The 22,989-nt window shown below is 68.8% G+C and carries 19 protein-coding genes; 15 read left to right on the top strand and 4 right to left on the bottom strand.

All coding sequences use genetic code 11. The features are described from left to right. Positions 1–7 precede the first annotated feature (7 nt). From WEA29_03510 to WEA29_03520, 3 genes are all read right to left on the bottom strand, one after another. Positions 8–1,429, bottom strand: coding sequence for an aminobutyraldehyde dehydrogenase (locus tag WEA29_03510; protein MEX2322820.1), 1,422 nt, complete (start codon positions 1,427–1,429; stop codon positions 8–10). Between the two features lie 127 nt (positions 1,430–1,556). Then, positions 1,557–2,036, bottom strand: a complete 480-nt coding sequence (locus WEA29_03515; protein ID MEX2322821.1) for a hypothetical protein — start codon at positions 2,034–2,036, stop codon at positions 1,557–1,559. A 66-nt stretch (positions 2,037–2,102) separates the two neighbouring features. Continuing rightward, a complete protein-coding gene (locus WEA29_03520; GenBank protein MEX2322822.1) occupies positions 2,103–3,005 on the bottom strand; it encodes a mechanosensitive ion channel domain-containing protein in 903 nt (300 codons plus the stop codon). A 67-nt stretch (positions 3,006–3,072) separates the two neighbouring features. Between WEA29_03520 and WEA29_03525 the strand changes: the two genes are divergently transcribed. The 3 genes from WEA29_03525 (at position 3,073) to WEA29_03535 (ending at position 5,798) form a co-directional block, all read left to right on the top strand. Continuing rightward, positions 3,073–3,432, top strand: a complete 360-nt coding sequence (locus WEA29_03525) for a phage holin family protein (protein ID MEX2322823.1) — start codon at positions 3,073–3,075, stop codon at positions 3,430–3,432. Positions 3,433–3,514: 82 nt separating this feature from the next. Further along, positions 3,515–5,299 carry an NAD-dependent malic enzyme gene (locus WEA29_03530; GenBank protein ID MEX2322824.1) on the top strand — a complete coding sequence of 595 codons (1,785 nt, stop codon included), beginning with the start codon at positions 3,515–3,517 and terminating at the stop codon, positions 5,297–5,299. Positions 5,300–5,345: 46 nt separating this feature from the next. Further along, positions 5,346–5,798, top strand: coding sequence for a hypothetical protein (locus tag WEA29_03535; GenBank protein MEX2322825.1), 453 nt, complete (start codon positions 5,346–5,348; stop codon positions 5,796–5,798). Between the two features lie 68 nt (positions 5,799–5,866). On the opposite strand, the gene WEA29_03540 is transcribed toward WEA29_03535, so the two are convergent. Further along, positions 5,867–7,642, bottom strand: a complete 1,776-nt coding sequence (locus tag WEA29_03540; GenBank protein ID MEX2322826.1) for a long-chain fatty acid--CoA ligase — start codon at positions 7,640–7,642, stop codon at positions 5,867–5,869. Between the two features lie 92 nt (positions 7,643–7,734). Here WEA29_03540 and WEA29_03545 point away from each other — a divergent pair, with 92 nt between their 5' ends. The 12 genes from WEA29_03545 (at position 7,735) to purE (ending at position 22,965) form a co-directional block, all read left to right on the top strand. After that, positions 7,735–9,201: a 4-hydroxyphenylacetate 3-hydroxylase N-terminal domain-containing protein gene (locus WEA29_03545; GenBank protein ID MEX2322827.1), complete on the top strand. Its 1,467-nt coding sequence runs from the start codon at positions 7,735–7,737 to the stop codon at positions 9,199–9,201. A 61-nt stretch (positions 9,202–9,262) separates the two neighbouring features. Next, positions 9,263–11,287: a hypothetical protein gene (locus WEA29_03550; protein ID MEX2322828.1), complete on the top strand. Its 2,025-nt coding sequence runs from the start codon at positions 9,263–9,265 to the stop codon at positions 11,285–11,287. Between the two features lie 159 nt (positions 11,288–11,446). Then, entirely contained in the window at positions 11,447–12,700 is a 1,254-nt protein-coding gene (locus tag WEA29_03555; protein ID MEX2322829.1) for a DEAD/DEAH box helicase, read from the top strand. An 83-nt stretch (positions 12,701–12,783) separates the two neighbouring features. After that, a complete protein-coding gene (locus tag WEA29_03560) occupies positions 12,784–13,512 on the top strand; it encodes a phosphoribosylaminoimidazolesuccinocarboxamide synthase (GenBank protein ID MEX2322830.1) in 729 nt (242 codons plus the stop codon). Further along, positions 13,499–13,750 (top strand): phosphoribosylformylglycinamidine synthase subunit PurS, encoded by a 252-nt coding sequence (gene purS / locus WEA29_03565; protein MEX2322831.1) that lies wholly within the window; start codon positions 13,499–13,501, stop codon positions 13,748–13,750. The genes WEA29_03560 and purS overlap by 14 nt, the downstream gene beginning before the upstream one ends. Continuing rightward, positions 13,747–14,499 (top strand): phosphoribosylformylglycinamidine synthase I, encoded by a 753-nt coding sequence (purQ, locus tag WEA29_03570; GenBank protein ID MEX2322832.1) that lies wholly within the window; start codon positions 13,747–13,749, stop codon positions 14,497–14,499. Before purS ends, purQ begins: the two co-directional genes overlap by 4 nt. Next, on the top strand, positions 14,496–16,664 hold the full coding sequence (gene purL / locus WEA29_03575; protein ID MEX2322833.1) for a phosphoribosylformylglycinamidine synthase subunit PurL: 2,169 nt from the start codon (positions 14,496–14,498) through the stop codon (positions 16,662–16,664). Before purQ ends, purL begins: the two co-directional genes overlap by 4 nt. Continuing rightward, on the top strand, positions 16,661–18,031 hold the full coding sequence (purF, locus tag WEA29_03580; protein ID MEX2322834.1) for an amidophosphoribosyltransferase: 1,371 nt from the start codon (positions 16,661–16,663) through the stop codon (positions 18,029–18,031). Before purL ends, purF begins: the two co-directional genes overlap by 4 nt. After that, entirely contained in the window at positions 18,028–19,047 is a 1,020-nt protein-coding gene (gene purM / locus WEA29_03585) for a phosphoribosylformylglycinamidine cyclo-ligase (protein MEX2322835.1), read from the top strand. Before purF ends, purM begins: the two co-directional genes overlap by 4 nt. Next, on the top strand, positions 19,028–21,112 hold the full coding sequence (gene purH / locus WEA29_03590) for a bifunctional phosphoribosylaminoimidazolecarboxamide formyltransferase/IMP cyclohydrolase (protein ID MEX2322836.1): 2,085 nt from the start codon (positions 19,028–19,030) through the stop codon (positions 21,110–21,112). Before purM ends, purH begins: the two co-directional genes overlap by 20 nt. A gap of 103 nt (positions 21,113–21,215) precedes the next feature. After that, positions 21,216–22,484, top strand: a complete 1,269-nt coding sequence (gene purD / locus WEA29_03595) for a phosphoribosylamine--glycine ligase (GenBank protein ID MEX2322837.1) — start codon at positions 21,216–21,218, stop codon at positions 22,482–22,484. Next, positions 22,477–22,965 (top strand): 5-(carboxyamino)imidazole ribonucleotide mutase, encoded by a 489-nt coding sequence (purE, locus tag WEA29_03600; GenBank protein MEX2322838.1) that lies wholly within the window; start codon positions 22,477–22,479, stop codon positions 22,963–22,965. The genes purD and purE overlap by 8 nt, the downstream gene beginning before the upstream one ends. Positions 22,966–22,989: the final 24 nt, after the last annotated feature.

A 22,989-nucleotide genomic window follows, 5' to 3' on the forward strand; every position in this document is an offset into this window, starting at 1 on the left:
CTGGCCCTCAGCCCTCGATGTTGCTCATCACGTGCTTGATGCGGGTGTAGTCCTCGAAGCCGTACACCGACAGGTCCTTGCCGTATCCCGACTTCTTGAACCCTCCGTGGGGCATCTCAGCGACGAGCGGGATGTGGGCGTTGATCCACACACAGCCGAAGTCGAGGAGCTGCGCCATCCGCATCGCCCGGCCGTGGTCCCGGGTCCACACACTCGACGCCAGGCCGTACCGCACGCCGTTGGCCCACTCGATCGCCTTGTCCTCGTCGTCGAACGACTGCAGGGTGATGACCGGCCCGAAGATCTCGTCCTGGCTCATCTCATCGTCCTGCCGGAGCCCACGCACGACGGTGGGCTCGAGGAAGAACCCGGCGTCTCCCACCCTGCCGCCTCCGGCGAGGACCTCGGCATGACCCGGGGCACGCTCGAGGAACCCGGAGACCCGGGCGAACTGGTCGGCGTTGTTCAGCGGACCGAAGTCGGCTTCCACGCTGGGCGGACCAGTCGTGGTCGCCCGGGCCTGCTCGGCGAGTGCCGCCGCCAGGTCTGCCTCGATCGACGAGGCCACCAGCACGCGGCTGGCGGCGGTGCAGTCCTGACCGGCGTTGAAGTAGCCGGCGCCGGCGATGCCCGCCGCAGCAGCTTCGATGTCGGCGTCGGCGAACACGACCACGGGGGCTTTCCCCCCGAGTTCGAGGTGCACCCGCTTGACTTCCTTCCCGGCGGCCTGAGCGATCTCCGAACCCGCCCGGATGCTGCCCGTTATCGACACCATGGCCGGGGTCGGATCGGCGACCAGCGCGCGTCCGGTGTCGCGGTCGCCGCAGACGACGTTGAACACACCCGGCGGGAGCACTTCGGCCATGAGCTGCGCCATTCGGACCGTCGTCACCGGCGTGGTGTCGGACGGCTTGAGGACCACGGTGTTGCCGGCGGCGATGGCGGGAGCAAACTTCCACACAGCCATCATCAGCGGGTAGTTCCAGGGCGTCACCTGGGCGCACACACCTATCGGCTCGCGGCGGATCATCGAGGTGTGGCCCCGCATGTATTCGCCGGCCGAGAGTCCATGGAGGATTCGGGCCGCCGACGCAAAGAAGCGGATCTGGTCGACCGCCGGGGGGAGTTCTTCGTCGAGAGTGAGCTGGTACGGCTTGCCCGTGTTGTCGCTCTCGAGGCGGGCCAGCTCGGCGGCATTGGCCTCGATCACCTCGGCCACCCGCAGCATCGCCAGTGACCTCTCGGACGGCGTGGTCCAGCGCCACTCGTCGAAGGCACGCGCGGCCGCATCACACGCCGCCCTGACATCGGCTTCACCCGACACCGGGGCGGTGGCGAACACCTCGCCGGTACTCGGGTCGATGAGATCCGCCACCGCCCCGTCGGCAGCCGGCACCGAGCGTCCGTCCACGAAGTTCTGGACTTCCAACACGCCACACCTCCTCGTCCCGCGGCCGGAGCCAGGCTACCGGTGGCGGACTGGTCGACGCGGTGGCACCTGGTGCGGTCGAGGCAGAAAGGATGCGGCCCGTCTTCGAACTCCTCGACGACAGCGTCTAGGTCAGGCCAACCCGGCGCAGCAGATCGCCAAGCAACCCGGGTGCGGTCATCCACACCACGGCCGCTGAGGTCCCGAAGATCACCGCGGCGAGCCAACGGGTATAGATGCCGCGGGTCCGGGTAAAAAGCACCACGCCGAGTGCGGCCATCGCCACAGGGAATACGACACTCACGTCTCCCAACGGCACCTGCTCCCCGACGATGTCGAACCGGTCCGTGCCGAAGAGTTCGCTCAGGTCATAGGAGATCCGGAAGACGGTGACGACGATCAGTGCGACAGTGAGCACCGCAAGGAGCCACGATGCCCACGTGGTCGATGCGCCCTCGGTCCGGTAGACCTCGTAGACGACGGCCGGGACCAGCAGCGCAACGGGATAGATCACCTCCCCGGTGAGGATCCCGATCAGGATTCCGAGGGCTGCCAGCACGGTGACGGCGAGACAGATCCGGGTTGCATATCGCGTAGGTCGGGCCATCGACACCTCCTCCCCGAATAGTAGAGAGACAGCACCTCCGGGCGCAGGGCGATAGTGGCCGGGGCGCTAGGCGTCGCCGGACCGCTTCAGGTCGAGGGGGCCGTCGAAGTAGGTCCGGACCGTCGGGTAGGCGAGATCGATGTCGTCGCGACCGGCGAACGCCTTGAGCAGGTACCGCCACACCTCTTGCTCGGCGGCGCGCCGACCGCCGCGCGCCGCGACCAGCAGCCGGCCGGTGATCAAGATGCCCGAGTCCTCGACGGTGACGATCGTCGACGGCGCCAGATCGGTGATGTGAAACCGGTACTCCGTGGCCGTCTGGCGCAGCTGCTGAGCCACCTGGTCCGGGGAGATCGCCGCCGACGCCTCCTTGACCGCTTCGAGGACGAGCGGCTCGGCGGCCTCCCAGTTGGACTCGAAGGTCACGAGGACCGGGATCTCGTGCCAGATGTACGAAAACCCTTCGCTGAAGTTGGTGAGTGGCTCGGTGAAGACCTTCCCGTTGGGCATGTGCAGCATGCTCCCGGTGACCTGGCGCACTCGCCCGCCTACCTCGAGCAGGGTGAAGCTGAACACCCGGATGTCGATGACGTCCCCCGTGTGGCCGTCGAGCTCTATGCGATCGCCAAGCCGAAAGGGACGCCGAAGGACTATGTACAGCCATCCAGCCAGATTCTTGACCACGTCTCCGAGGGCAATGGCCAGCGCCGCGGTGAGGAACCCGATGTAGGTGACGAAGCCGCTGCCGTCGAACCAGATGCTCGCCACCACGATGAGCCCGATGGCGGTGATCGTGTACGACAGCGCCTTGCGGGTGCGGTACCACACGGCGGCGTCGTCGATGCGGCGGTGGACGATCGCCACCACCACCGCTCGGATCAAGAAGAGCAGGACGATGGCGGCAGCGGTGATCACCAGTTGCGCCTGCCCCGTCGTCAGCCCGAATGCTTCGGTGAGCCGCTGGACCATGCGCCGAGGCTAGGCGCGATCCCTCGGCCATGGCCCCAGACCGAGGGTCCGTGTATTGTGGCGCGCCATGTCATTCCTCATACGCCTCGTCATCAATGCCTTCGCCCTGTGGGTCGCCGTCGGGATCGTCTCCGGTCTCGAGATGGCCGGTTCCTTCTGGCAGCTGCTCCTCGTGGCCTTGATCCTCGGGGTCATCAACGCCTCGGTGAAGCCGATCATGAAGCTGCTCAGCATCCCGCTGATCCTGGCGACGCTCGGTCTGTTCCTGCTCGTGATCAACACGATCATCTTCGGCTTCGTGATCTGGCTAGCCGCACCTGAGCGCCTCGACCTCGGTCTCACCTCGAGCAGCTTCTGGGCGACCTTCTTCGGGGCCGTGGTCATCTCCCTGGTCAGCGGCATCGCCTCGAGCGTCATCAAAGACTGAGTCCCAGTCGCCAGGCAGCAGCCTGGTTCCGGCGGGTGCCCGACGGCTTGCCCCTGCCTCGAACCCCCTAGCGTTGTCCGGGATGCAGTACCAGCCGATCACCGACCCGGCTACCGGCGAGCGCTACCTCCCGGTGGAACGGCGCGGCAGGACGCTCGTCGAAGAGCCACTACTGAACAAGGGCACCGCTTTCACCGCCGAGGAGCGGCTCGCCCTGGCACTCGAAGGGCTGCTCCCCCACCACGTATCCACGCTCGACGAGCAGGTCGCCCAGGCCCTGGAGCAGTTGGCGGACAAGGAGAGCGACCTCCAAAAGCACATCTACCTCGCCGGGCTCCAGGACCGCAACGAGACACTCTTCTACCGGGTGCTCACCGAGAACCTGACCGACACCGTGCCGCTCGTGTACACACCCACCGTCGCCGACGCCTGCAAGAACTGGAGCAAGAACTTCCGGCGTCCCCGCGGCGTCTACGTGACGCCGGACGATCGCGGGCGCATCGCCGACCTGCTGCGCAACGCGGACATCGAGGCAGCCATCGTCGTCGTCACCGACAACGAGCGGATCCTCGGCATCGGTGATCAAGGGGCGGGCGGTATGGGGATCCCCATCGGCAAATTGGCCCTCTACACCGCCGGTGCCGGCATCCACCCCTCCGTGTGCCTGCCCATGTCGCTCGACGTGGGGACGGACAACCAGGAACTCCTCGACGACCCGCTGTATCTCGGCTACCGGGCGCCACGCCTGCGCGGCGACGACTACTGGACCCTCATCGACGAAACCGTTTACGCCCTCAAGGCCGTGTTCCCCGAGGCGATCCTCCAGTGGGAGGACTTCAGCAACCGCACCTCGTTCCGGCTCCTGGACACCTATGTCGATGTGATCCCGTCGTTCAACGACGACATCCAGGGCACCGCGACCATGGTGGTGGGCGGTCTCCAGGCGGCGATGCGCCACACGCGACGCTCCCTCGGCGAGCAGCGGGTCGCCATCGCCGGTGCCGGGTCGGCGGGGGTGGGCATCGCCCGGCTTCTCACCGCGGCGATGGTCCGAGACGGCGTGGATGAGAAGACGGCGCGGCGGCGGATCGTCCTCTGCGACAGCCGTGGCCTGGTCGTGGAAGGCCGCGACGGGGTCGAAGGCGAGCGGGCCGAGTTCGCTGCCGACCGGGCCACGGTGGCCTCGTGGGGTGTGACCAGCGACATCGTCGGGCTCGAGTCGGTCGTCACCCATCACCAGCCGTCGATCCTCATCGGCGCCACCGGGACGCCGGGCACCTTCACCAGGGTGATGGTGGCCTCGATGGCCGCGACCCACGACCGACCGATCGTCATGCCGCTGTCCAACCCGACACGCTCCGCCGAGGCCAAGCCGTCCGACATCATCGCCTGGTCGGACGGGCGGGCGCTGGTGGCCACCGGCAGTCCGTTCCCGGACGTCGACCACGGCGGCGTCCGCCACCGGATCGGTCAGGCGAACAACGTCTTCATCTTCCCCGGGCTCGGACTCGGGGCCATGGTCGCCCGGGCGAGCGCCATCACGCCCGGGATGTTCCTCGCCGCCGGCGACGCGCTCGCCGACACGGTGACACCGGAGGATCTCGACGGTGGCTCGCTGTACCCGTCGATCACCGGGCTACGCGGCGTGTCCGAGAAAGTGGCGATCGCCGTCGCCACCGCCGCGGTTGGCGACGGGGTGGCCCGGTCCCGGCCCACCGACCTGCCCGCAGCGGTCCGTGCCGCCATGTGGACCCCCGAGTACGTGCCGTATCGAACGGCTGCGACCGAGCCGACCGTGTCGGCCCCGCCGGCCGCCGAGCCACCGGCCCCGTGGTATCGCCGCTGGTTCAGAGCTTCGGGAGCTTGAACCCTCCTAAGATCGCCGCCGAACCGATCGCAAACGGAGTGGACCGATGGCCAAACTCGACGTGCTCAGGCTCGTCCACATTCTCGCCGGGATGGTGTGGGTCGGCGGGCGCATCATCTTCGTGGCCCTAGGGGCGCGCCTGGCGAATGCAGCCCGTGACCGCCAGCTGGCCTTCAACGAGACCATGGGGTTCGTGGGCGGCCGCATCTTCGGGCCGGCTGCGTTCCTCGTCCTCGGAGCCGGCATCTGGCTCGTCGTCGAGGACCCCGCCTACTCCTTCAACCAAACCTGGATCGTCCTGGCCCTGGGAGGTGTCGCCCTCTCGGTCGCCATCGGCATCGGGTTCTTCGGACCGCAGGGCAAGGCCCTGACCGCGGAGTTGCTGGCGGACGATCCTGCCGCCGCCGCCCGCTCCCGACGGATCGGGCAGGTGTCGATGCTCGACACGCTCATCCTGCTGGTGATCGTGTGGGCGATGGTCTACAAGCCGGGGATCTGAGCAGCCGGCGCGCGGTCAGGCGTCACCGATAGCGAGAAGGCCCGCAGCAACCGGTCGAGTCGAGAGAACTACTCGGCGTACATGGCGTCGATCTCTGCCGAGAAGTGCTCGGCGACGATCGGGCGCTTCACCTTGAGCGTGCCGGTGAGCTCGCCGCCCTCGATGGAGAGCTCCCTGGGCAGGATGGTGAACTTCTTCACCTGCTCGACCCGGGCGAGCCGATGGTTGGTCTCGTCAACGGTCCGCTGGATCTCGGCGCGGATCTCCTCGGATCGGTGGAGCGGCCCGGTGACCCCTTGCTCCTCGGCGAAGGCCGCGGCCGCCTCCAGATTCAGCGTCACCAGGGCGGTCAGGTACCGGCGTCGGTCGCCGATGAGGACCGCCTCGGAGACCAGCAGGCTCTGCTTCAGCCCCTCCTCGAAGGTTCGGGGTGCGATGTTCTTGCCGCCGGCGGTGATGATGATGTCCTTCTTGCGTCCAGTGATGTACAGGTAGCCGTCGTCGTCGAAGGATCCGAGGTCGCCGGAGTACAGCCAGCCGTCGCGCAAGGTCTCGGCGGTGGCGTCCGGGTCGCGGTAGTAGCCGGAGAACACGTTCCCGCCGCGAAGCAGCACCTCGCCGTCGTCGGCGACCCGTACCTCGCATCCCGGATAGGGGATCCCGACGCTGCCGAACTTCGTCTGTCCGGGACGATTGAAGGTCGTCGGACCCGTCCCCTCGGACTGCCCGTACACCTCGAGGATGGTCAGGTCGAAGGTGGAGAAGAACTCGAGGATCTCCTTGTCGATGGGGGCGGCCCCGCTCACCGCCGCCTGGCAGGCATCGAATCCCAGAGCCTTCTTGACCTTGTGGAACACCAGGCGATCGGCGATCTTGTACTGGAGGGCCAGGCCCGGGCCAGGAGCCTCCCCGCGATTCCGCCGGGCGGCGACCTCGGCGCCGACGCGACGAGCCCAGGCACCGATCTTCGCCTTGGGGCCGTGCGACTCGGCCAGCGCGGCGCTCACCCCGGCATGGAACTTCTCCCACACCCTGGGGACGGCGAAGAACACGGTCGGGCGCACCTCCTTGATGTTGTCCGCCAGAGCCTCGATCGACTCGGCGAACGACACGGAGAACCCGATCGAGATCGGGATGTGGACGCTGAACATCTGCTCGGCGATGTGGCTGAGCGGCAGATAGGAGATGACACGCTCGTCGGGGCTCAGTGTCGAAAGCACCTCCCGGGCGGCATCCGCGGTCCACGTCAGGTTTCGGTGCGTCAGCATGACGCCCTTCGGAGATCCCGTGGTCCCGGAGGTGTAGATCAGGGTGGCCAGGGCGTCCGGCTGAAGCGCATCGATCCGTCCATCGAATTCTGCGTCGTCCACCGCATCGCCCATCTCGAGGAACGCATCCCACGACACCACCATCGGGTCTGACGACTCCTCGGCGCCCCGCATGGTCACGATCCACCGTAGGCCGGGGAGGCTGGAACGGACCGCGAGCACCTTCTCCAGCTGCACCTTGTTCTCGACGAGGACGAGCGGGGCATTGCAATGGCCGAGGATGTACTCGACCTCCTCTGCCGACGACGTGGTGTAGATGCCCGCCGGCGCTCCCCCGACCGACATGCAGGCCACGTCGAGGATTACCCACTCCGCCCGGTTGAAGCCGAGGATGCACACGTGCTGTCCGGACTCGAACCCCTGGGCGATCAGCGCCTTGCCGGCGCGACGCACCTCGTCGGCGTAATCGGCCCACGACATCGGCCGATACTCACCGTCGGTCCTGGTGAGCAGCGCAGGGCTTCCGGGTCGGCGGCGCGCCTGCCCGATGAGGCGAGCGGGAATGGTGTCGGCCACGGCATCCTCCGGGTCGGTTCGCCGCAGAGCCTACACCCGCAAGCACCGCCGTCCCCTTGGCAGCCGGCACGATGTTGGCGTACCCTCCGGCCGTGACCACCACCTGGATCCCCGGCGACCCGATCCGCACCAGTGAGGACTATCTGGCCAGCCTCCGGGGCCGCAAACTCGCCGTCTGGCTCTTCGGCGAGCAGGTGGACGAGCCGATCGACCACCCGATCATCAGACCGTCGATCAACGCCCTCGCCGCCACCTACGATCTCGCGGTCGAGAACCCCGACCTGGCGACCGCCGAGTCGCCGCTGACCGGCGAGCGGGTCAACCGGTTCCTCCACATCACCGCCTCCGCCGACGACGTGGTCGACCAGAACCGCATGCAGCGCCAGCTCGGACGCGCCACCGGGACGTGCTTTCAGCGATGCGTCGGCATGGATGCCCTCAACTCCCTGTTCTCCCTCACCTACGACGTCGATGCCGATCGGGGCACCGACTATCACCAGCGGTTCGTCATCTGGCTCACCGAGATGCAGCGCCTCAACGTGGTCATCGGTGGAGCCATGACCGACGTCAAGGGCGATCGCAGTGTCGGGCCATCGGGTCAGGCCGATCCGGACGCGTACGTGAGGATCGTCGAACGCCGACCCGACGGAGTGGTCATCCGCGGCGCCAAGGCGCATCAGACCGGTGCGGTGAACTCCCACTGGATGATCGTGATGCCGACGACCAGGCTCACCGAGACGGACCGCGACTACGCCATCGTCGGCGCGATCCCGGTGGACGCACCTGGCATCACCTACGTGTATGGACGACAGTCGGGGGACACGCGGAGCATGGAGGGCAACATCGACGTGGGCAATGCCCGCTTCGCCGGCCAGGAGTCGCTCGTCATGTTCGACGACGTCTTCATCCCGAACGAATTGGTGTTTCTCGACGGCGAGGTCGAGTTCGCCGCCGAGCTGGTCGACCGGTTCACCGCCTACCACCGTCGCTCCTACGTCTGCAAGTCCGGCGTCGGCGACGTCCTCATCGGCGCGGCGGCGCTCATCGCCGACTACAACGGCGTCCCCAAGGCGTCCCACATCCGAGACAAGATCGTCGAGATGTCACACCTCAACGAGACCATCTTCGGGTTGGGCATGGCGGCGAGCCACGAGTCCCACCGTCGCCCGGCGGGGAACTGGGAACCGGATCCCCTGCTGGCGAACTCGTGCAAGCTCGACGTGACCCGGTATCCGTATGAGCTGGGCCGTCTGGCGCAGGACCTGGCCGGAGGTGCCGTGGTGACCCTTCCCTCCGAACGCGACTTCGATCATCCCGACATCGGCCCACTCCTGGACAAGTACTTCCGCGGCCGCCCAGGGGTGCCCACCATGGACCGGGTGCGGATCCTGCGGCTCATCGAAAACATGACGATGGGTCGCAACGCGGTCGGGTACCTCACCGAGTCCCTCCACGGAGCGGGTTCGCCGCAAGCGCAGCGAATCGTCATCGAGCGCACCACCGACCTCGAGGAGAAGAAGCGCCTGGCGGCGCGGCTGGCTGGGATCGACGAAGCCTGACTGACGGCAGAGGCGCGAAGTCGGGGATACTGGCGCCTGGTGTCGGCGACGGAGGACGATCGTGACCAGGGAGACCCGCCGTCGGCTCCTCCTGCCCGTCGCCCTCGTCGCCGTCACGCTGGCGGCCGTCGCCTTCCCGGCTCCTCCGGCTGCGGCGGGTGGCGGACTCCGGGTCGAGGCATCGACCCTCTGGGTGCTCGATGCCGGCGACACCGCGGTGCGCGTCACGATCGACTTCACCCTCACCAACCTCCAGGAGGACGTGGTCGAGGACGACGCCGTCACCAGCTTCTTCTTCGAGACGCTCCGGGTGGGCATGCCGCCCGAAGCGGTCGAGATCTCGGCCTCTTCGGGTGACACCGTCCTCTCCGTACTGCCGGCGGTCACCGAGGACGAGGAGGGCCAGTCGTCGCTCTCCGCGGTCGTCAACCTCCCCGCCCGGCTCGAGTACGGGGAGACTCATACGCTCACCGTCGCCTTCGAGCTGCCCGGATCGCCACCCCGGTCGGAGGGCCGGGTCCGGGTCAACCCGGCCTATGCCGCCTTCGATGCCCGCGCCTGGGGCGACCCGGGCCGCTCATCCGTGGAGGTCAGGGTCGCCGACGGTTACGAGGTGCAGACCTTCGGGGCCGACGTGACACCGGTCTCACTCGGTGGCTACACCGTTTTCTCGGCTCGTGCGATCGAAGATCCGACCAGCTGGTTCGTCTTCGTATCGGCGCGCAACGACGACGCCCTCGACGTGAGCGTCGCCGCCGTCGACGGCCTCGCCGTACGCGTCCTGTCGTGGCCGGGCGACGCCGAGTGGGCCACCCAAGTCCGGGACCTGGCCGAGACCGGCCTTCCCTTTCTCCGCGACCTCGTCGGCCTCGACTACGCGCCGGTGGAGGGGGTGGACATCTACCAGGCCCGCGATCCGTCGCTGCTCGGGTTCGCCGGGTGGTACATCGCCGACCAGGACCGAATCGAGATGGGAGAGGTGGTCGACGCTCATGTGATCCTCCACGAGCTGACCCATCTGTGGTTCAACCAGCGGCTCTTCTCGAGCCGGTGGATCAATGAGGGCATGGCCGAAGTGTTCGCCGCCCATGCCACCGAAGTGCTCGACCTGGAAGCCGATGCCGATCACGGCTCACCGACACAACCGGTGCTCGGCGATCCCTCGAGGGTGGCTCTCAACGAATGGCTGTTCCCCGAGCTGGCTCCGAGCGAGGACCAGTTCACCCGCAACCGCGAGCTCTTCGGATACAACGCCTCGTTCTGGGTCGTCGCCGGCATCGCCGCCGATGTCGGCATCGAAGGCCTCCAGCGGGTCATCGACGCCACCAGCGAAAGGGTGACTGCCTACCAGGTACCCGACCGCGAACCCGAGGCCGCCGACGAGCCGCGGGTCGACTGGAGGCGCTTCCTGGACCTCCTCGAGGAGCACGCCGGCGCGACGAACATCCGGGACCTCTTCCGCGACTACGTCGTCACCGTCGAGGAGCGGCCGCTTCTCGACGAGCGAGACCGAACGCGCGCCGCTTATGAACCCCTCCGCTCCGGGCACATGGCGCCGCCGTGGGCCGTGCGCCGCCTGCTCGACGCCTGGGACTTCACCGAGGCCCGCAAGGCGATCGCAGCCGCGACCGACATCCTCGCCATCGCCGGCGACATCGTCGCCACCCTGAGCGGGACCGGACTCGACCTCCCCCGCTCCCTGGTGACCAGCTATGAGTCGGCCGCCACCCTTGCCGACCTCGACGCCGCTGCCCTGATCGCCGATCGACACCTCGAGGCGGCGCTCGTCCTGGCAGCCGCGCAGGAGGCGTTCGACGCACCGCGCGACCCACTGGTCCGTCTCGGCCTGTTCGGCAGCGACGCCGCGGGATACCTGGATGCGGCCAGGGCTGCCTTCGCCGCCGAGGATCCCCCGACCGCCATCCGCGAGGCCGAGGTGGTGCTGGAGCTGTTCGCCGGTGCTCGGGACGCGGGCCGTCTCCGTGCCTTCTGGGCCGGCGGCGTGGCGCTCTTCGGACTCGGGATCGCCATCACCTGGGTCGTGGTCCGGTGGCGTCGCCGTCGGAGGGCGACACGCGCCGGATAGCCCTCTCGGCCTGGTATCATGGCCGCTACCGCAGTCGGCAACGAGGCGTGCACACGCGCACCCGGCCGCGGCTCTCATCCGGGAGGCCTCGCCCGGTCCCTCGATTTCTCGTCCCTGTTCGTGGCGATCGCTCGAGCGACCAACACGACAGGAGTACCCATGACCACCTTCGCCGACCTTGGCGTGCCCGATGAACTAGTGGCGTCCCTCGCCACCAAAGGCATCACGACGCCGTTTCCCATCCAGACCGCGTCCATTCCCGACGGCCTCGCCGGCCGTGACGTGTGCGGCCGCGCCGTCACCGGTTCGGGCAAGACACTCGCCTTCGCCCTCCCCCTGATCACCCTGGTCGACCGGGCCGCTCCCAAGCGGCCCCGTGCCCTGGTGCTCTCACCGACGCGAGAGCTCGCCGAGCAGATCAAGGACGAGATCGCACCGCTCGCCTCGGCCATGGGGCGCTCCGTGGCGACCGTCTACGGCGGGGTCTCCTACGAGCCGCAGCGCCGCGTGCTGAACCGGGGCGTCGACATCGTCGTGGCCTGCCCCGGGCGACTCGCCGACCTGATCAGGCAGCACTCCGTGGACCTGTCCGACGTCGACCTGGTCGTCGTCGACGAGGCCGACCGCATGGCGGACATGGGATTCCTTCCCGAGGTGCGACGGCTGCTCGACATGACCGCCTCCAAGCGCCAGACCTGGCTGTTCTCGGCGACGCTAGACGGCGCCGTCGCCACCCTCACCCGGGACTATCAGACCTCACCCGTCCGCCACGACGTGGAGACGCCCGAGGGTGCCCGAACCGACGGGCGACACGTGTTCTGGGGGGTGCGCCACGAGGACCGCGTCTCCCACACCGCTGCCGCGATCGCGGCCACCGGATCCAGCATCGTCTTCTGTCGAACCCGCCACGGAGCCGACAGGCTCGCCAAGCAGCTGACCCGCGAGGGCATCCACGCCGAGGCCATCCATGGCGGTCGCAGCCAACGCCAACGGCAGCGTGCCCTCGATGGCTTCGCCGCCGGCCGAACCCAGGCTCTGATCGCCACCGACGTGGCGGCACGAGGCATCCACGTGGACGGGGTCGCCGCGGTGATCCACTTCGATCCCACCCCGGACGCAAAGACGTACCTGCACCGCTCGGGCCGTACGGCCCGCGCCGGCGCCGACGGGGTGATCGTCTCGATGGTCAGCCCCGATCAGCGCCGTCAGGTGGGGACCATCCAGCGCAGCGTGGGCCTCAGCGCTCGGGTCGACGAGCCATCGGTCCACGCTCTGGCCAGCGGGGGCGAGAGGGTCGATGGGATAAGCCGCGAGCTTCCGGCCGCCAAGCCGCAGCAGCAGCGACGCCCCCAGAGTCGCAAGAACCAGCGCTACCAGCCGAGAAACCGCAAGGCGACGCAGCGCCGTCGGTGAGGGATGTCGGGTCCGGCTTTCGCGACGCCCCTGCAGCGGGGTCCCGTTACTATCGCCCATAGTCGAGGGGCGGGAAGCCAAGCTTGAAGCGGGCAACCTACGAGGGTAAGGCGAAGCGGGTCGTGTCGCAGCCTGACGGGATCGCGCACATCTACTACAAGGACGACGCCACCGCCTTCAACGGCGCCCGGCACGAGGAGTTTGAGGGCAAGGGCACCCTCAACAGCCAGATCACCGAACGCCTCTTCGAGTACCTGGCCGGCCGCGGCATCCCCACCCACCACCTGGGCCGGGTCGACGAACGCACCCTCGCCGCCAGGTGGGTCGACATCATCCTGATCGAGGCCGTAGTCCGGTACAAGGTCGCCGGGAGCCTCGGCAAGCGCACCGGGCTCGACCACCTCGCGGTGTGCGATCCCCCGATCATCGAGATGTACTACAAGCGCGACGACCTCGGCGACCCGCTCATCAACGACGACCACGTTCGGCTGCTCGGCCTAGCGACGCCGGACGAGGTCGAGTGGATCCGCTCTACGGCGCGAGGCGCCGCCGATGCCCTCCGAGACCTCTTCTTCAAGTCGGGGATCGACCTGGTGGACTTGAAGTTCGAGTTCGGGCGGACCGCCGACGGCGAACTGGTCCTCGCCGACGAGGTCTCCCCCGACACCTGCAGGTTCCGGGACCTCGCCACCGGCGAGATCCTCGACAAGGACCTCTTCCGTTTCGACGAAGGCGACCTCCTCGCCGGCTACCGAAAGCTCCTCGCCCACCTCGATCGGGCCCTCGCCGACGGTGCCGATGTTCAGAGTTGAGCTGGCGGTCCGCCCCCGCCCGGGAGTCAAGGACCCGCAGGCGGAGGCCGTTCAGGAGAGCCTCACCCGACTCGGCCATGTCGGCGTGAGCGTCGCTGCCGTCGGACGGCTCCTCTCCCTCACGATCGAGTGCGACACCGCAGAGGAGGCCGAGCGGATCACCGCCGACCTCTGCGACCAGCTCCTCGTCAACCCCAGCCTCGAGACCTACTCCGTGTCGGTCGGGGAGGTGGTGTGAGCGACCCGAGGGCCGCCGTCATCGTCTTCCCCGGTTCCAATGGGGACCGGGATCTCCTCGAGGCACTCGGCACAGCCGGGTTCGACCCTTTCCTGCATTCGTCCCACCGGCCGCTCCCCGACGACATCGCACTCGCCGGCCTCCCCGGCGGATTCTCGTTCGGTGACTATTGGCGGGCGGGGATGCTCGCCAGCCAGGAGCCCGCGGTCCGCAGCCTCGCCGGGCTGGTCGACGCCGGCGGCCTGGTCATCGGGGTCTGCAACGGGTTCCAGATCCTCGTCGAGGCGGGACTGCTCCCCGGTGCCCTCTCGTACAACGACCCGGCCGGGTTTCGGCACCGCTGGGTGAGGGTGCGCTACGCCCTCGAGACCGACAGCCCCTGGTTCCGGGACCTGGCGCAGGGAGCAACGCTCCGCCTCCCCATCGCCCACGGCGAGGGCTCGTACTTCCATCCCGGGGGATTCGATGCGGTGAGATCTCAGGCTCCGCTGCTGTATGAGGAGAACCCCAACGGCTCGGTCGGAGACGTGGCGGCGCTGCTGGACGAGACCGGGAGGGTGCTGGGGATCATGCCGCATCCCGAGCGCGCCTCGGATCCCGACCTGGGGAGCGAGGATGGTTCGATGCTCTTCTCGGGGGCACGGTCTTGGGTCGACGGCCACTCGAAGCCCCTCGACGGTCCACCCTCGACGATCCACGACCCGAACGATCTGAGGGTCACTCCGAGCATCATGGGAGGATCGCCATGACCCTGTCGACGGAGACGACCATCCGCGAGCTCGGCATTGCGATGGGCCTCACCGGGGCCGAGTTCGATCACATCGTGGCCGAGCTGGGCCGCGAGCCGAATCGGGTGGAGCTGGCGGTGTTCGCCGGCATGTGGAGCGAGCACTGCTCGTACAAGTCCACCAGGGAGCTGCTGAGTGCCCTACCCACCACCAGCGACCGGGTTCTCGCCGGTCCCGGCGCCCACGCCGGTGCGGTTGACGTGGGCGAAGGATGGGCCCTCGCCTTCAAGATCGAGAGCCACAACCATCCCAGCGCCGTCGAGCCTTATCAGGGGGCCGCCACCGGCGTCGGAGGGATTCTGCGCGACGTCGTCGCCCAGGGCGCTCGGCCGGTGGCGGTGATGGACGCCCTCTGCTTCGGCGACCCGGCAACACCCCGGACCCGCTGGCTTCAGGATGGGGTGGTGGCCGGCATCGGCGGGTACGGCAACTCCTACGGGGTGCCCAATGTCGGGGGCGTCACCGTCTACGACCAGCGCTACGAGGGCAACCCACTGGTCAACGCCCTAGCCGCCGGGCTCGTCCGTCACGACCGAATGCGCACCGCCGCGGCGACGGGACCCGGCAACGCCCTCCTCATCGTCGGCGCCACCACCGGCCGCGACGGCATCCTCGGCGCCGCCTTCGCCTCCGAAGCACTCGGCGAGGATCACGAGCACGCCGCCCGTCGGTCGCACGTCCAGGTGGGCGATCCCTTCATGGGCAAGAAGCTGATGGAGGCGATGCTGTCGTTCGAGGACGGTCTGGTCGCCTGCCAGGACCTCGGGGCTTGTGGAATCGCCTGCGCCACCTCCGAGATGGCGGCAGCCGGTGGCAGCGGGTTCGATGTCGATCTCGCCGCGGTGCCCCAGCGAGAGGCGGGGATGGAGCCGTTCGAGATCCTGCTCTCCGAGTCGCAGGAGCGCTTCATGCTCGTCGTCGAGCGGGACCAGGTGGACGTCGCCCTCGCCCACTTCCGCGCTCACGGGGTCCACGCCGCCGTCTGCGGGTCGGTCACCGACTCGGGTCACCTGCGGGTGCACCACGGCGGAGAGACCGTCGTCGACCTGCCGGCCGCACTCGTGGCCGACGGCACCCCTTCCCAGGTGTGGGAGAGAGGATTGCTCCCCACACCCATCGCATATCCCGGCTTCGCCGCCCCTGGCGACCTCGGGGCGGTCCTCCTCGACCTGCTCGGCACGCCGGGCATCACCGACGTAGCCTGGCTCTACGAGCAATACGACCAGACGGTGGGCAACCGGACGGTGCGCGGCCCGGGCCAGGGTGAGGCGGCGGTGCAGAAGCTGCCCGACTCCGTCGCCGGGTATGCCATCAGCCTGGTCGGCGACGGAACCCGCTGCAACGCCGACCCCTACCTCGGCACCCAGTCGCTGCTCGGCGAGGCGGTACGCAACCTGGCCTGCGTCGGCGCCACGGCCGTAGCGGTGTCCGATGGGATCAATGCCGGGTCGCCTTCCAACCCTTCTGAATTCACGCGTCTCGTCGAGACGATCCGCGGTCTCGGCGACGGCCTGCGCACCCTCGGCATCCCCGTCACCGGAGGCAACTGCTCGTTGTACAACGAGTCGCCGTCGGGACCGATCCCCCCGACACCGATCATCGGAGTCGTCGGGGTGATCGACGACATCGCCACCATCCCCTCCCCCGCGATGATCCCTGGCGAGGTGCTCCTGCTGATGGGCACGCCGCCGCGAGGTCCCAGCCGCTCGACCTACGGGCACCTCATGACCGCATCGGAGGGTCCGCCGCCCGTCGTGGACCTCGAAGCCGACCGACGCCTCGCCGACTTCCTGGTCGCCCAGAGCGCCGCAGGCCGAATCCGGACCGCCAAGGACGCCGGCTCCGGGGGGCTCGCCGTCGCCCTGGCCAAGCTCGCCATCCGCAGCCGGGTCGGCGTCGAGGTCGGCGGTGATTGGAGCGACTGGGCGCTCTTCGGGGAGGGTTCCGGGATGGCCTGGGCCACCGCTTGCGGGGAGGAAGCGGACTCGATCGTCGAAGCCGGTGACGAGTTCGGCGTTCGAGTCGAGCGCGTCGGCACCGTGGCGGGCACCAGCTTCGTCATCTCCGGCGTGATCGACCTCTCGTTGAGAGAGCTGACCGCCGCCTACTCCGGAGGAGAGGAGTGATCGCTGTCCCGCTCGACAAGCTCCGCGAGAACTGCGGGGTGGTCGCCGTCTACAGCGTGGACGGCGCGGCCCCTCTGGTGCACCGGGCGCTGTTCGAACTCCAGCACCGCGGTCAGGAGGCCGCCGGGATCGTCTCGGCAGGGCACGACGGAGCGCTCCACGTCGAGAAGGGCCTGGGCCTCATCGCCGAGGGCCTCCCCTATCACCAGATCGAGAACATGGAGGGCACCCGGGCGGTAGGTCACTGCCGCTACTCCACCGTCGGACTCGAGCAGAACGTGCAGCCCTTCGTCGCCAACACGCCGTACGGACGCCTTGCCCTCGCCCACAACGGCAACATCAAGAACGCCGACCAGCTGCGGGGGGAACTGGAGTCCGAGGGTTCGCTGGTCACCACCTCGCTCGACACCGAGCTTCTCGTCCATCTCATCGCCCGTTCCCACGCCCCCGACTTTGCCTCGGCCCTCCAGTACATGGCGACGCGGGCAATCGGGGCCTACTCGCTCGCCATGGTCTGCGACGGGACCATCTACGCGCTGCGGGATCCAAATGGGCTGCGCCCTCTCGTCCTCGGCGAGATGAAGGGAGGCTGGGTGATCGCCTCGGAGACCTGCGCCCTCGACGCCATCCACGCCGAGTACGTCAAGGAGATCGGCGCCGGCGAGCTCGTCACCATCGGCCCCGAAGGCGCCACCACCGTGCAACTCCTCGAGCCCGCCGCGCCGAGCCCATGCATCTTCGAGCTCGTCTACTTCTCCCGTCCCAACTCGACCGTCTTCGGCCAGTCGGTCAACAGCGCCCGGATCCGGATGGGCATGGAACTGGCCGTCGCCGATGAGGCGGCGGGGACGCCCCCGCCCGACGTCGTGATCCCGGTGCCCGACTCCGGAGTCCCTGCGGCGATCGGCTACTCGCGGCGCAGCGGTGTCCTCTACGAAAAAGCGATCCTGCGCAGCCACTACGTCGGGCGCACCTTCATCCTCCCCGACCAGGACTCCCGCACCTCCCAGATCGAGCTGAAGCTCTCGGTGATCCGCGACGCGGTCAGGGGAATGCGGGTGGCACTGGTCGACGACTCGATCGTCCGCGGCAACACCTCGCGCCAGATCGTCCGGATGATCCGGGAAGCCGGCGCCACCGAGGTGCTGATGCGGGTCGCCAGCCCGCCCTTCGCATGGCCCTGCTACCTGGGGATCGACACCCCCGACCGCGACGAACTCGTGATCAACCGGGCCGGGTCGGTGGAACGGGTCGCCGAGATGATCGGAGTCGACGACCTGCGCTACCTCTCGGTCGAGGGGCTGCGGCGCGCCACCGGCGGAAGCGACTTCTGCATGGGGTGCATGACCGGGGAGTACCCGGTGTGACCGGGCCGCTCTCCTACGAGGCCGCCGGCGTCGATGTACCTGCGGCCGGGCGGTTCGTGGAGATGATCGGTCCGATCGTCCGCTCCACCCACGGCGACGCGGTGATCACCCACCCCTCGCATTTCGCCGGGCTGATTCGTCCCGACTTCCCGGGCATGGAAGACCCGCTGATCGCAGCCACCTGCGACGGCGTGGGCACCAAGGTCCTCCTCGCCTCCTCGTCGGCCCACTATGAGGGCCTGGGCCGTGACCTCGTCGCGATGAACGTCAACGACCTCCTCCCTCTGGGGGCGCGCCCGCTGCTCTTCCTCGACTACCTCGCCGTCGGAAAGCTCAGGCCAGAACGCCTCGAGGCGGTCGTGCGCGGAATGGCCGCCGCCTGTCGGGAGGCGCACTGCGCCCTGCTCGGTGGCGAGACCGCCGAGATGCCCGATGTGTACTCGGGTGATGACATCGAGATGGCGGGCTTCGCTGCCGGCCTGATCGACGCGGCGCGTCTTCCCGACCCGGCCACCATCGGACCCGGGGATGCGGTACTCGGCCTCCCATCCACCGGGCTCCACGCCAACGGCTTTTCCCTCGCCCGCAAGGCGCTCTTGGAGCGCGGGAGCTTCGACCTCGAGGCGCCCCTCCCCGGCCTGGACGGCACCCTCGGCGACACTCTCCGAATACCGACAGCCATCTACGTCGATCAGGTGCTGGCGCTCGCCGACGACGTGGGTTTCAAGGCCGCCGCTCACATCACCGGTGGCGGCCTTCTGGGAAGGACGGCCGCCATGCTCCCCGACGGCGTCGGGATGCGCATCGATCCCGACTCGTATGCCCGGCCCCGGATTTTCGCCCTCATCGCGGCGGCGGGAGACATCGAACCGGGCGAGATGGCCACCACGTTCAACATGGGCCTCGGATTCGTGGCGATCGTCGACCCCGATCGAGCTGCGCAGGCCCGGGGATGGCTGCACGTCGGTGAGGTGGTCGAAGGCGGAGGGGTCGACCTTGGCTACGCCTCCCGATAGGCCCCGCTTCGCCATCCTCGCCTCAGGCAGGGGCTCCAACGCCGAACGCCTCATGGAGGCGTTCGCCACCGACCTGGACGACGCCGAACTGGTACTGGTCGTCAGTGACAATCCCAACGCCGCGGTGCTCGAGAAGGCCGAGCGACACGGGGTAGCCACCGCGGTGGTGCCCCGGGACGGAGCGCGCGAGGATCACGAGCGGGCCCTCCTGGCGACGATCGGCACCGGCGGGGTGGATCACCTACTGCTCGCCGGATACATGCGGATCCTGTCTCCATGGTTCCTGGAGCGGTTCGAAGGAACCATCCTCAACATCCATCCCTCGCTGCTTCCCGACTTCCCCGGCCTCGACGCCCAGGCCCGGCAATGGGAGGCGGGGGTCGAGATCGCCGGAGCGACGGTCCACCTGGTCGACGAGGGGGTCGACTCGGGTCCGATCCTGCTGCAGGGCTCGATCGCGGTACGAGGTGACGAGGGTCCGGACGGCCTGGCCGACCGGATCCTCACGGAGGTCGAGCATCGCATCTACCCCCAGGCGGTGCGGATGCTGATCGACCGGCTGTGGGATCCGGCGCCCCGGGTGAGCCGGGCACTCTTCAGCGTGGCCGACAAGACCGGCATCGCCGACTTCGCCGGGCGTCTCGCCAGACTCGACGTCACGCTGCTGGCCTCAGGGGGCACCGCCGCCGCACTCGAGGAGGCCGGGCTGGGGGTCACCCGCATCGAGCAGGTCACCGGCGCCGGCGAGATGCTGGGCGGCCGGGTCAAGACTCTCCACCCCGCGGTCCACGCCGGGATCCTCGCCGATCGCCGCAAGCCCGAGCACATGGCCGAGTTGGACGCCTCCGGGCACCTCCCCATCGATCTCGTCGTCTGCAGCCTCTATCCGTTCGAACAGGCCCTCGCCTCCGGCGCCCCGCGAGACGCCGTGATCGAGGAAATCGACATCGGTGGACCGACGCTGGTGCGGGCTGCGGCGAAGAATGCCGACGGCGGGGTCACCGTCGTGATCGATCCTGCCGACTACGACGACGTCGCCGAGGCGATCGACTCCACCGGCACGGTCCCGATCGATGTCCGGCGCCGCCTCGCCATCAAGGCATGGCAGCACATCACCGAATACGACGCCGCCATCTCGGCGTGGGCGTCGGGGCGGGCTCCGCAGCCGTTGCGCTACGGGGAGAATCCCCATCAGGAGGCGCGCCTCGAGAACGACGGAACCGGTCGCGGGGTCGCCGCCGGGACCCTTCTCCAGGGCAAGGAGCTCTCCTACAACAACCTGCTCGATCTCGACGCGGCATATCGGGCGGTGTTCGGCGACGGGGCGCATCGATGCTCAGTGGTGAAGCACACCAATCCCTGCGGGCTCGCCGAAGCCGCGACCCAGGCCGAGGCGTTCCGCCAGGCGCTGTCCGGTGACCCGGAGGCGGCCTTCGGGGGGGTCCTCGGGTTCAACCAGCCACTGGAACCCGCCACCGCCGAGGCGATCGTCGGGTCGGGGATGTTCGTGGAGTGCATCGCCGCGCCGGGATTCGACGCGGCGGCACGGGATGCCCTGGCATCGCGCAAAAACCTGCGGCTGCTCGACGTGCCGCCCGGAGATCCCACCCCGAGCCGGCTCATCCATGCGGTGGGAGGCGGGGTACTGATTCAGGACGCCGATCCAGGCCCAGATCCGTCGACATGGAAGCCGGTGACCAGGGCTCGGATCGGCGACGACCAATGGGCGGAGTTGGAGTTCGCCATGCGGGCCGTGGCGATCCTCAAATCGAATGCAATCTGCGTGACCCGCGACCTCACCCTGCGCGGCGCCGGTGCCGGGCTGATGAGCCGCGTCGACGCCTGCCGCCTGGCACTCCAGAAGGCCGGCGCCGAGGCGCGGGGCGGTGTGCTCGCCTCCGACGGCTTCTTCCCCTTCGACGACTGCGTCCGTCTCGCTGCCGATGCCGGCATCACCGCGGTCGTCCAACCCGGCGGGTCGAGGCGCGACCAGGAGGTCATCGACGCCTGCGACGACCTCGGCCTGGCGATGGTGTTCACCGGCCGCAGGCACTTCAGGCATTGAAGAAGCCCCCGGCCTCCGGCCACCAGTCCCCAGCAAGAGGAGCACCCTCGGCCCCGCCCGGGTCCAGTGGGTGCTCGTGCGATCAGCGGGTGACGGGAGGTGGATGGCCGTGAAAGTCCTGGTGGTCGGCTCGGGAGGACGGGAGCACGCCATGTGCCGTGCCCTGACGACAACACCGGAGGTCGAGATCTTCACCGCCCCCGGCAATCCGGGGACGGCGCAATTCGGGGAGAACGTCGATGTCCGAGCCGACGACGTCGCCGGCCTGGTCGCGCTGGCCCGGAGGGCGCGTGTCGATCTCGTGATCCCGGGTCCTGAGGCGCCGTTGGTGGCGGGGCTCGCCGACGCCCTCGCAGAAGCGGGCATCCCGTGTTGCGGGCCGAGTGCGGCAGCGGCACGCCTCGAGGGGTCCAAGGCGTTCACCCGGATGCTGGCCCAAGCGGCCGGCATCCCCTCCCCCGATCACCGAATCGTCACCTCACCGACCGGAATCGCGGCAGCGCTCGCCGCCTTTGAGTCACCCCCCGTCATCAAGGCGGACGGCCTCGCCGCAGGCAAGGGCGTGTTCCTCCCCGACACGTTCGACGAGAGCGCCCAGGTCACGCGGGATCTCCTCGCCGGGAGCCTCGGCCAGGCCGGCGCTACGGTGGTGATGGAGCGACGCCTCGCCGGCATCGAGGCATCGTGGTTTCACGCCTGCCGGGGCAACGAGGCGATCACCTTGCCGGACGCGCTGGACCACAAGCGGTTGCTCGACGGCGGCGAGGGTCCCAACACCGGAGGCATGGGGGCGGTGAGTCCCAATCCCGACGTCGACACCAGGATCGACGTACCGGTCCGCGACCAGTTCGTCCTTCCCGCGCTGGAACGGCTCACTGCGGACGGAACGCCCTTCAAAGGGTTCTTGTTCAGCGGCATGATGCTGACCGAGGAGAGCCCATATCTCCTCGAGTTCAACGTTCGGCTCGGCGACCCCGAGGCACAGGTGGTGCTCCCCCGCCTCCCCGATGGGGTGTTCACCGAGGTGTGTGCCTGGGTGGCGGGGCTGCGTGCCAACCCGCCGACGTTCGAGTTCGATCGGCGCCACACCTGCGCGGTGGTGCTCGCCGCCGACGGTTACCCGGGCGCCCCGCGTCGGGGCGACCCCATCACCCTCTCCCCGGGTCTGGAGTCGGAAGACCGCTGGTTCATCCACGCCGGGACCCGGCTCGACAATGGGACGCTGCTCACCGATGGAGGGAGGGTGGGCGCGGTCGTGGCGCGAGCCGAGTCAAAGGAGGCGGCGCGGGTCGCGGCCTACGAAGGCGTCTCCCGCGTACAGTGGGCCGGCATGACCCACCGCAGCGACATCGGAGTGGCCCTACATGGCTGAACCCGTGCGCGTCGCCGTGATCGTCGGCTCGGCCTCGGACGCCGACCAGATCGAGGGATGCCGGGAAACCCTGCGTCGGCTCGGGATCGGCCACGAGGCCAGGGTGCTGTCGGCGCATCGCACCCCCGGCGAGCTGGTCGACTACCTCGACGGCCTCGAGGGTCGTGGGATCGAGATCGTGATCGCCGCAGCCGGCATGGCCGCCCACCTCGCCGGTGTAGCCGCCGCCCACACCACGCTGCCGGTGCTGGGCGTGCCGATGGCGTCGGGGCCACTGCAGGGCATCGACGCGTTGTTGTCCACGGTGCAGATGCCTCCAGGAGTTCCGGTGGCAACGCTGGGGATCGGATCACCAGGTGGCAAGAACGCGGCATACCTTGCGGCACGAATCCTGGCGCTGAGTCACCCCGGGGTGAGGGAACGCTTGGAGCAAGCCCTCGCCGAGGATCGGGAGCAGGTGCTGGGTTCGGAGTTGCCCTGAGGGGAGTGCCCGGGGAGGCGCACA

The sequence above is a fragment of the Acidimicrobiia bacterium genome (assembly GCA_040902765.1).
Lineage (GTDB): Bacteria > Actinomycetota > Acidimicrobiia > Spongiisociales > UBA11373 > DATKBG01.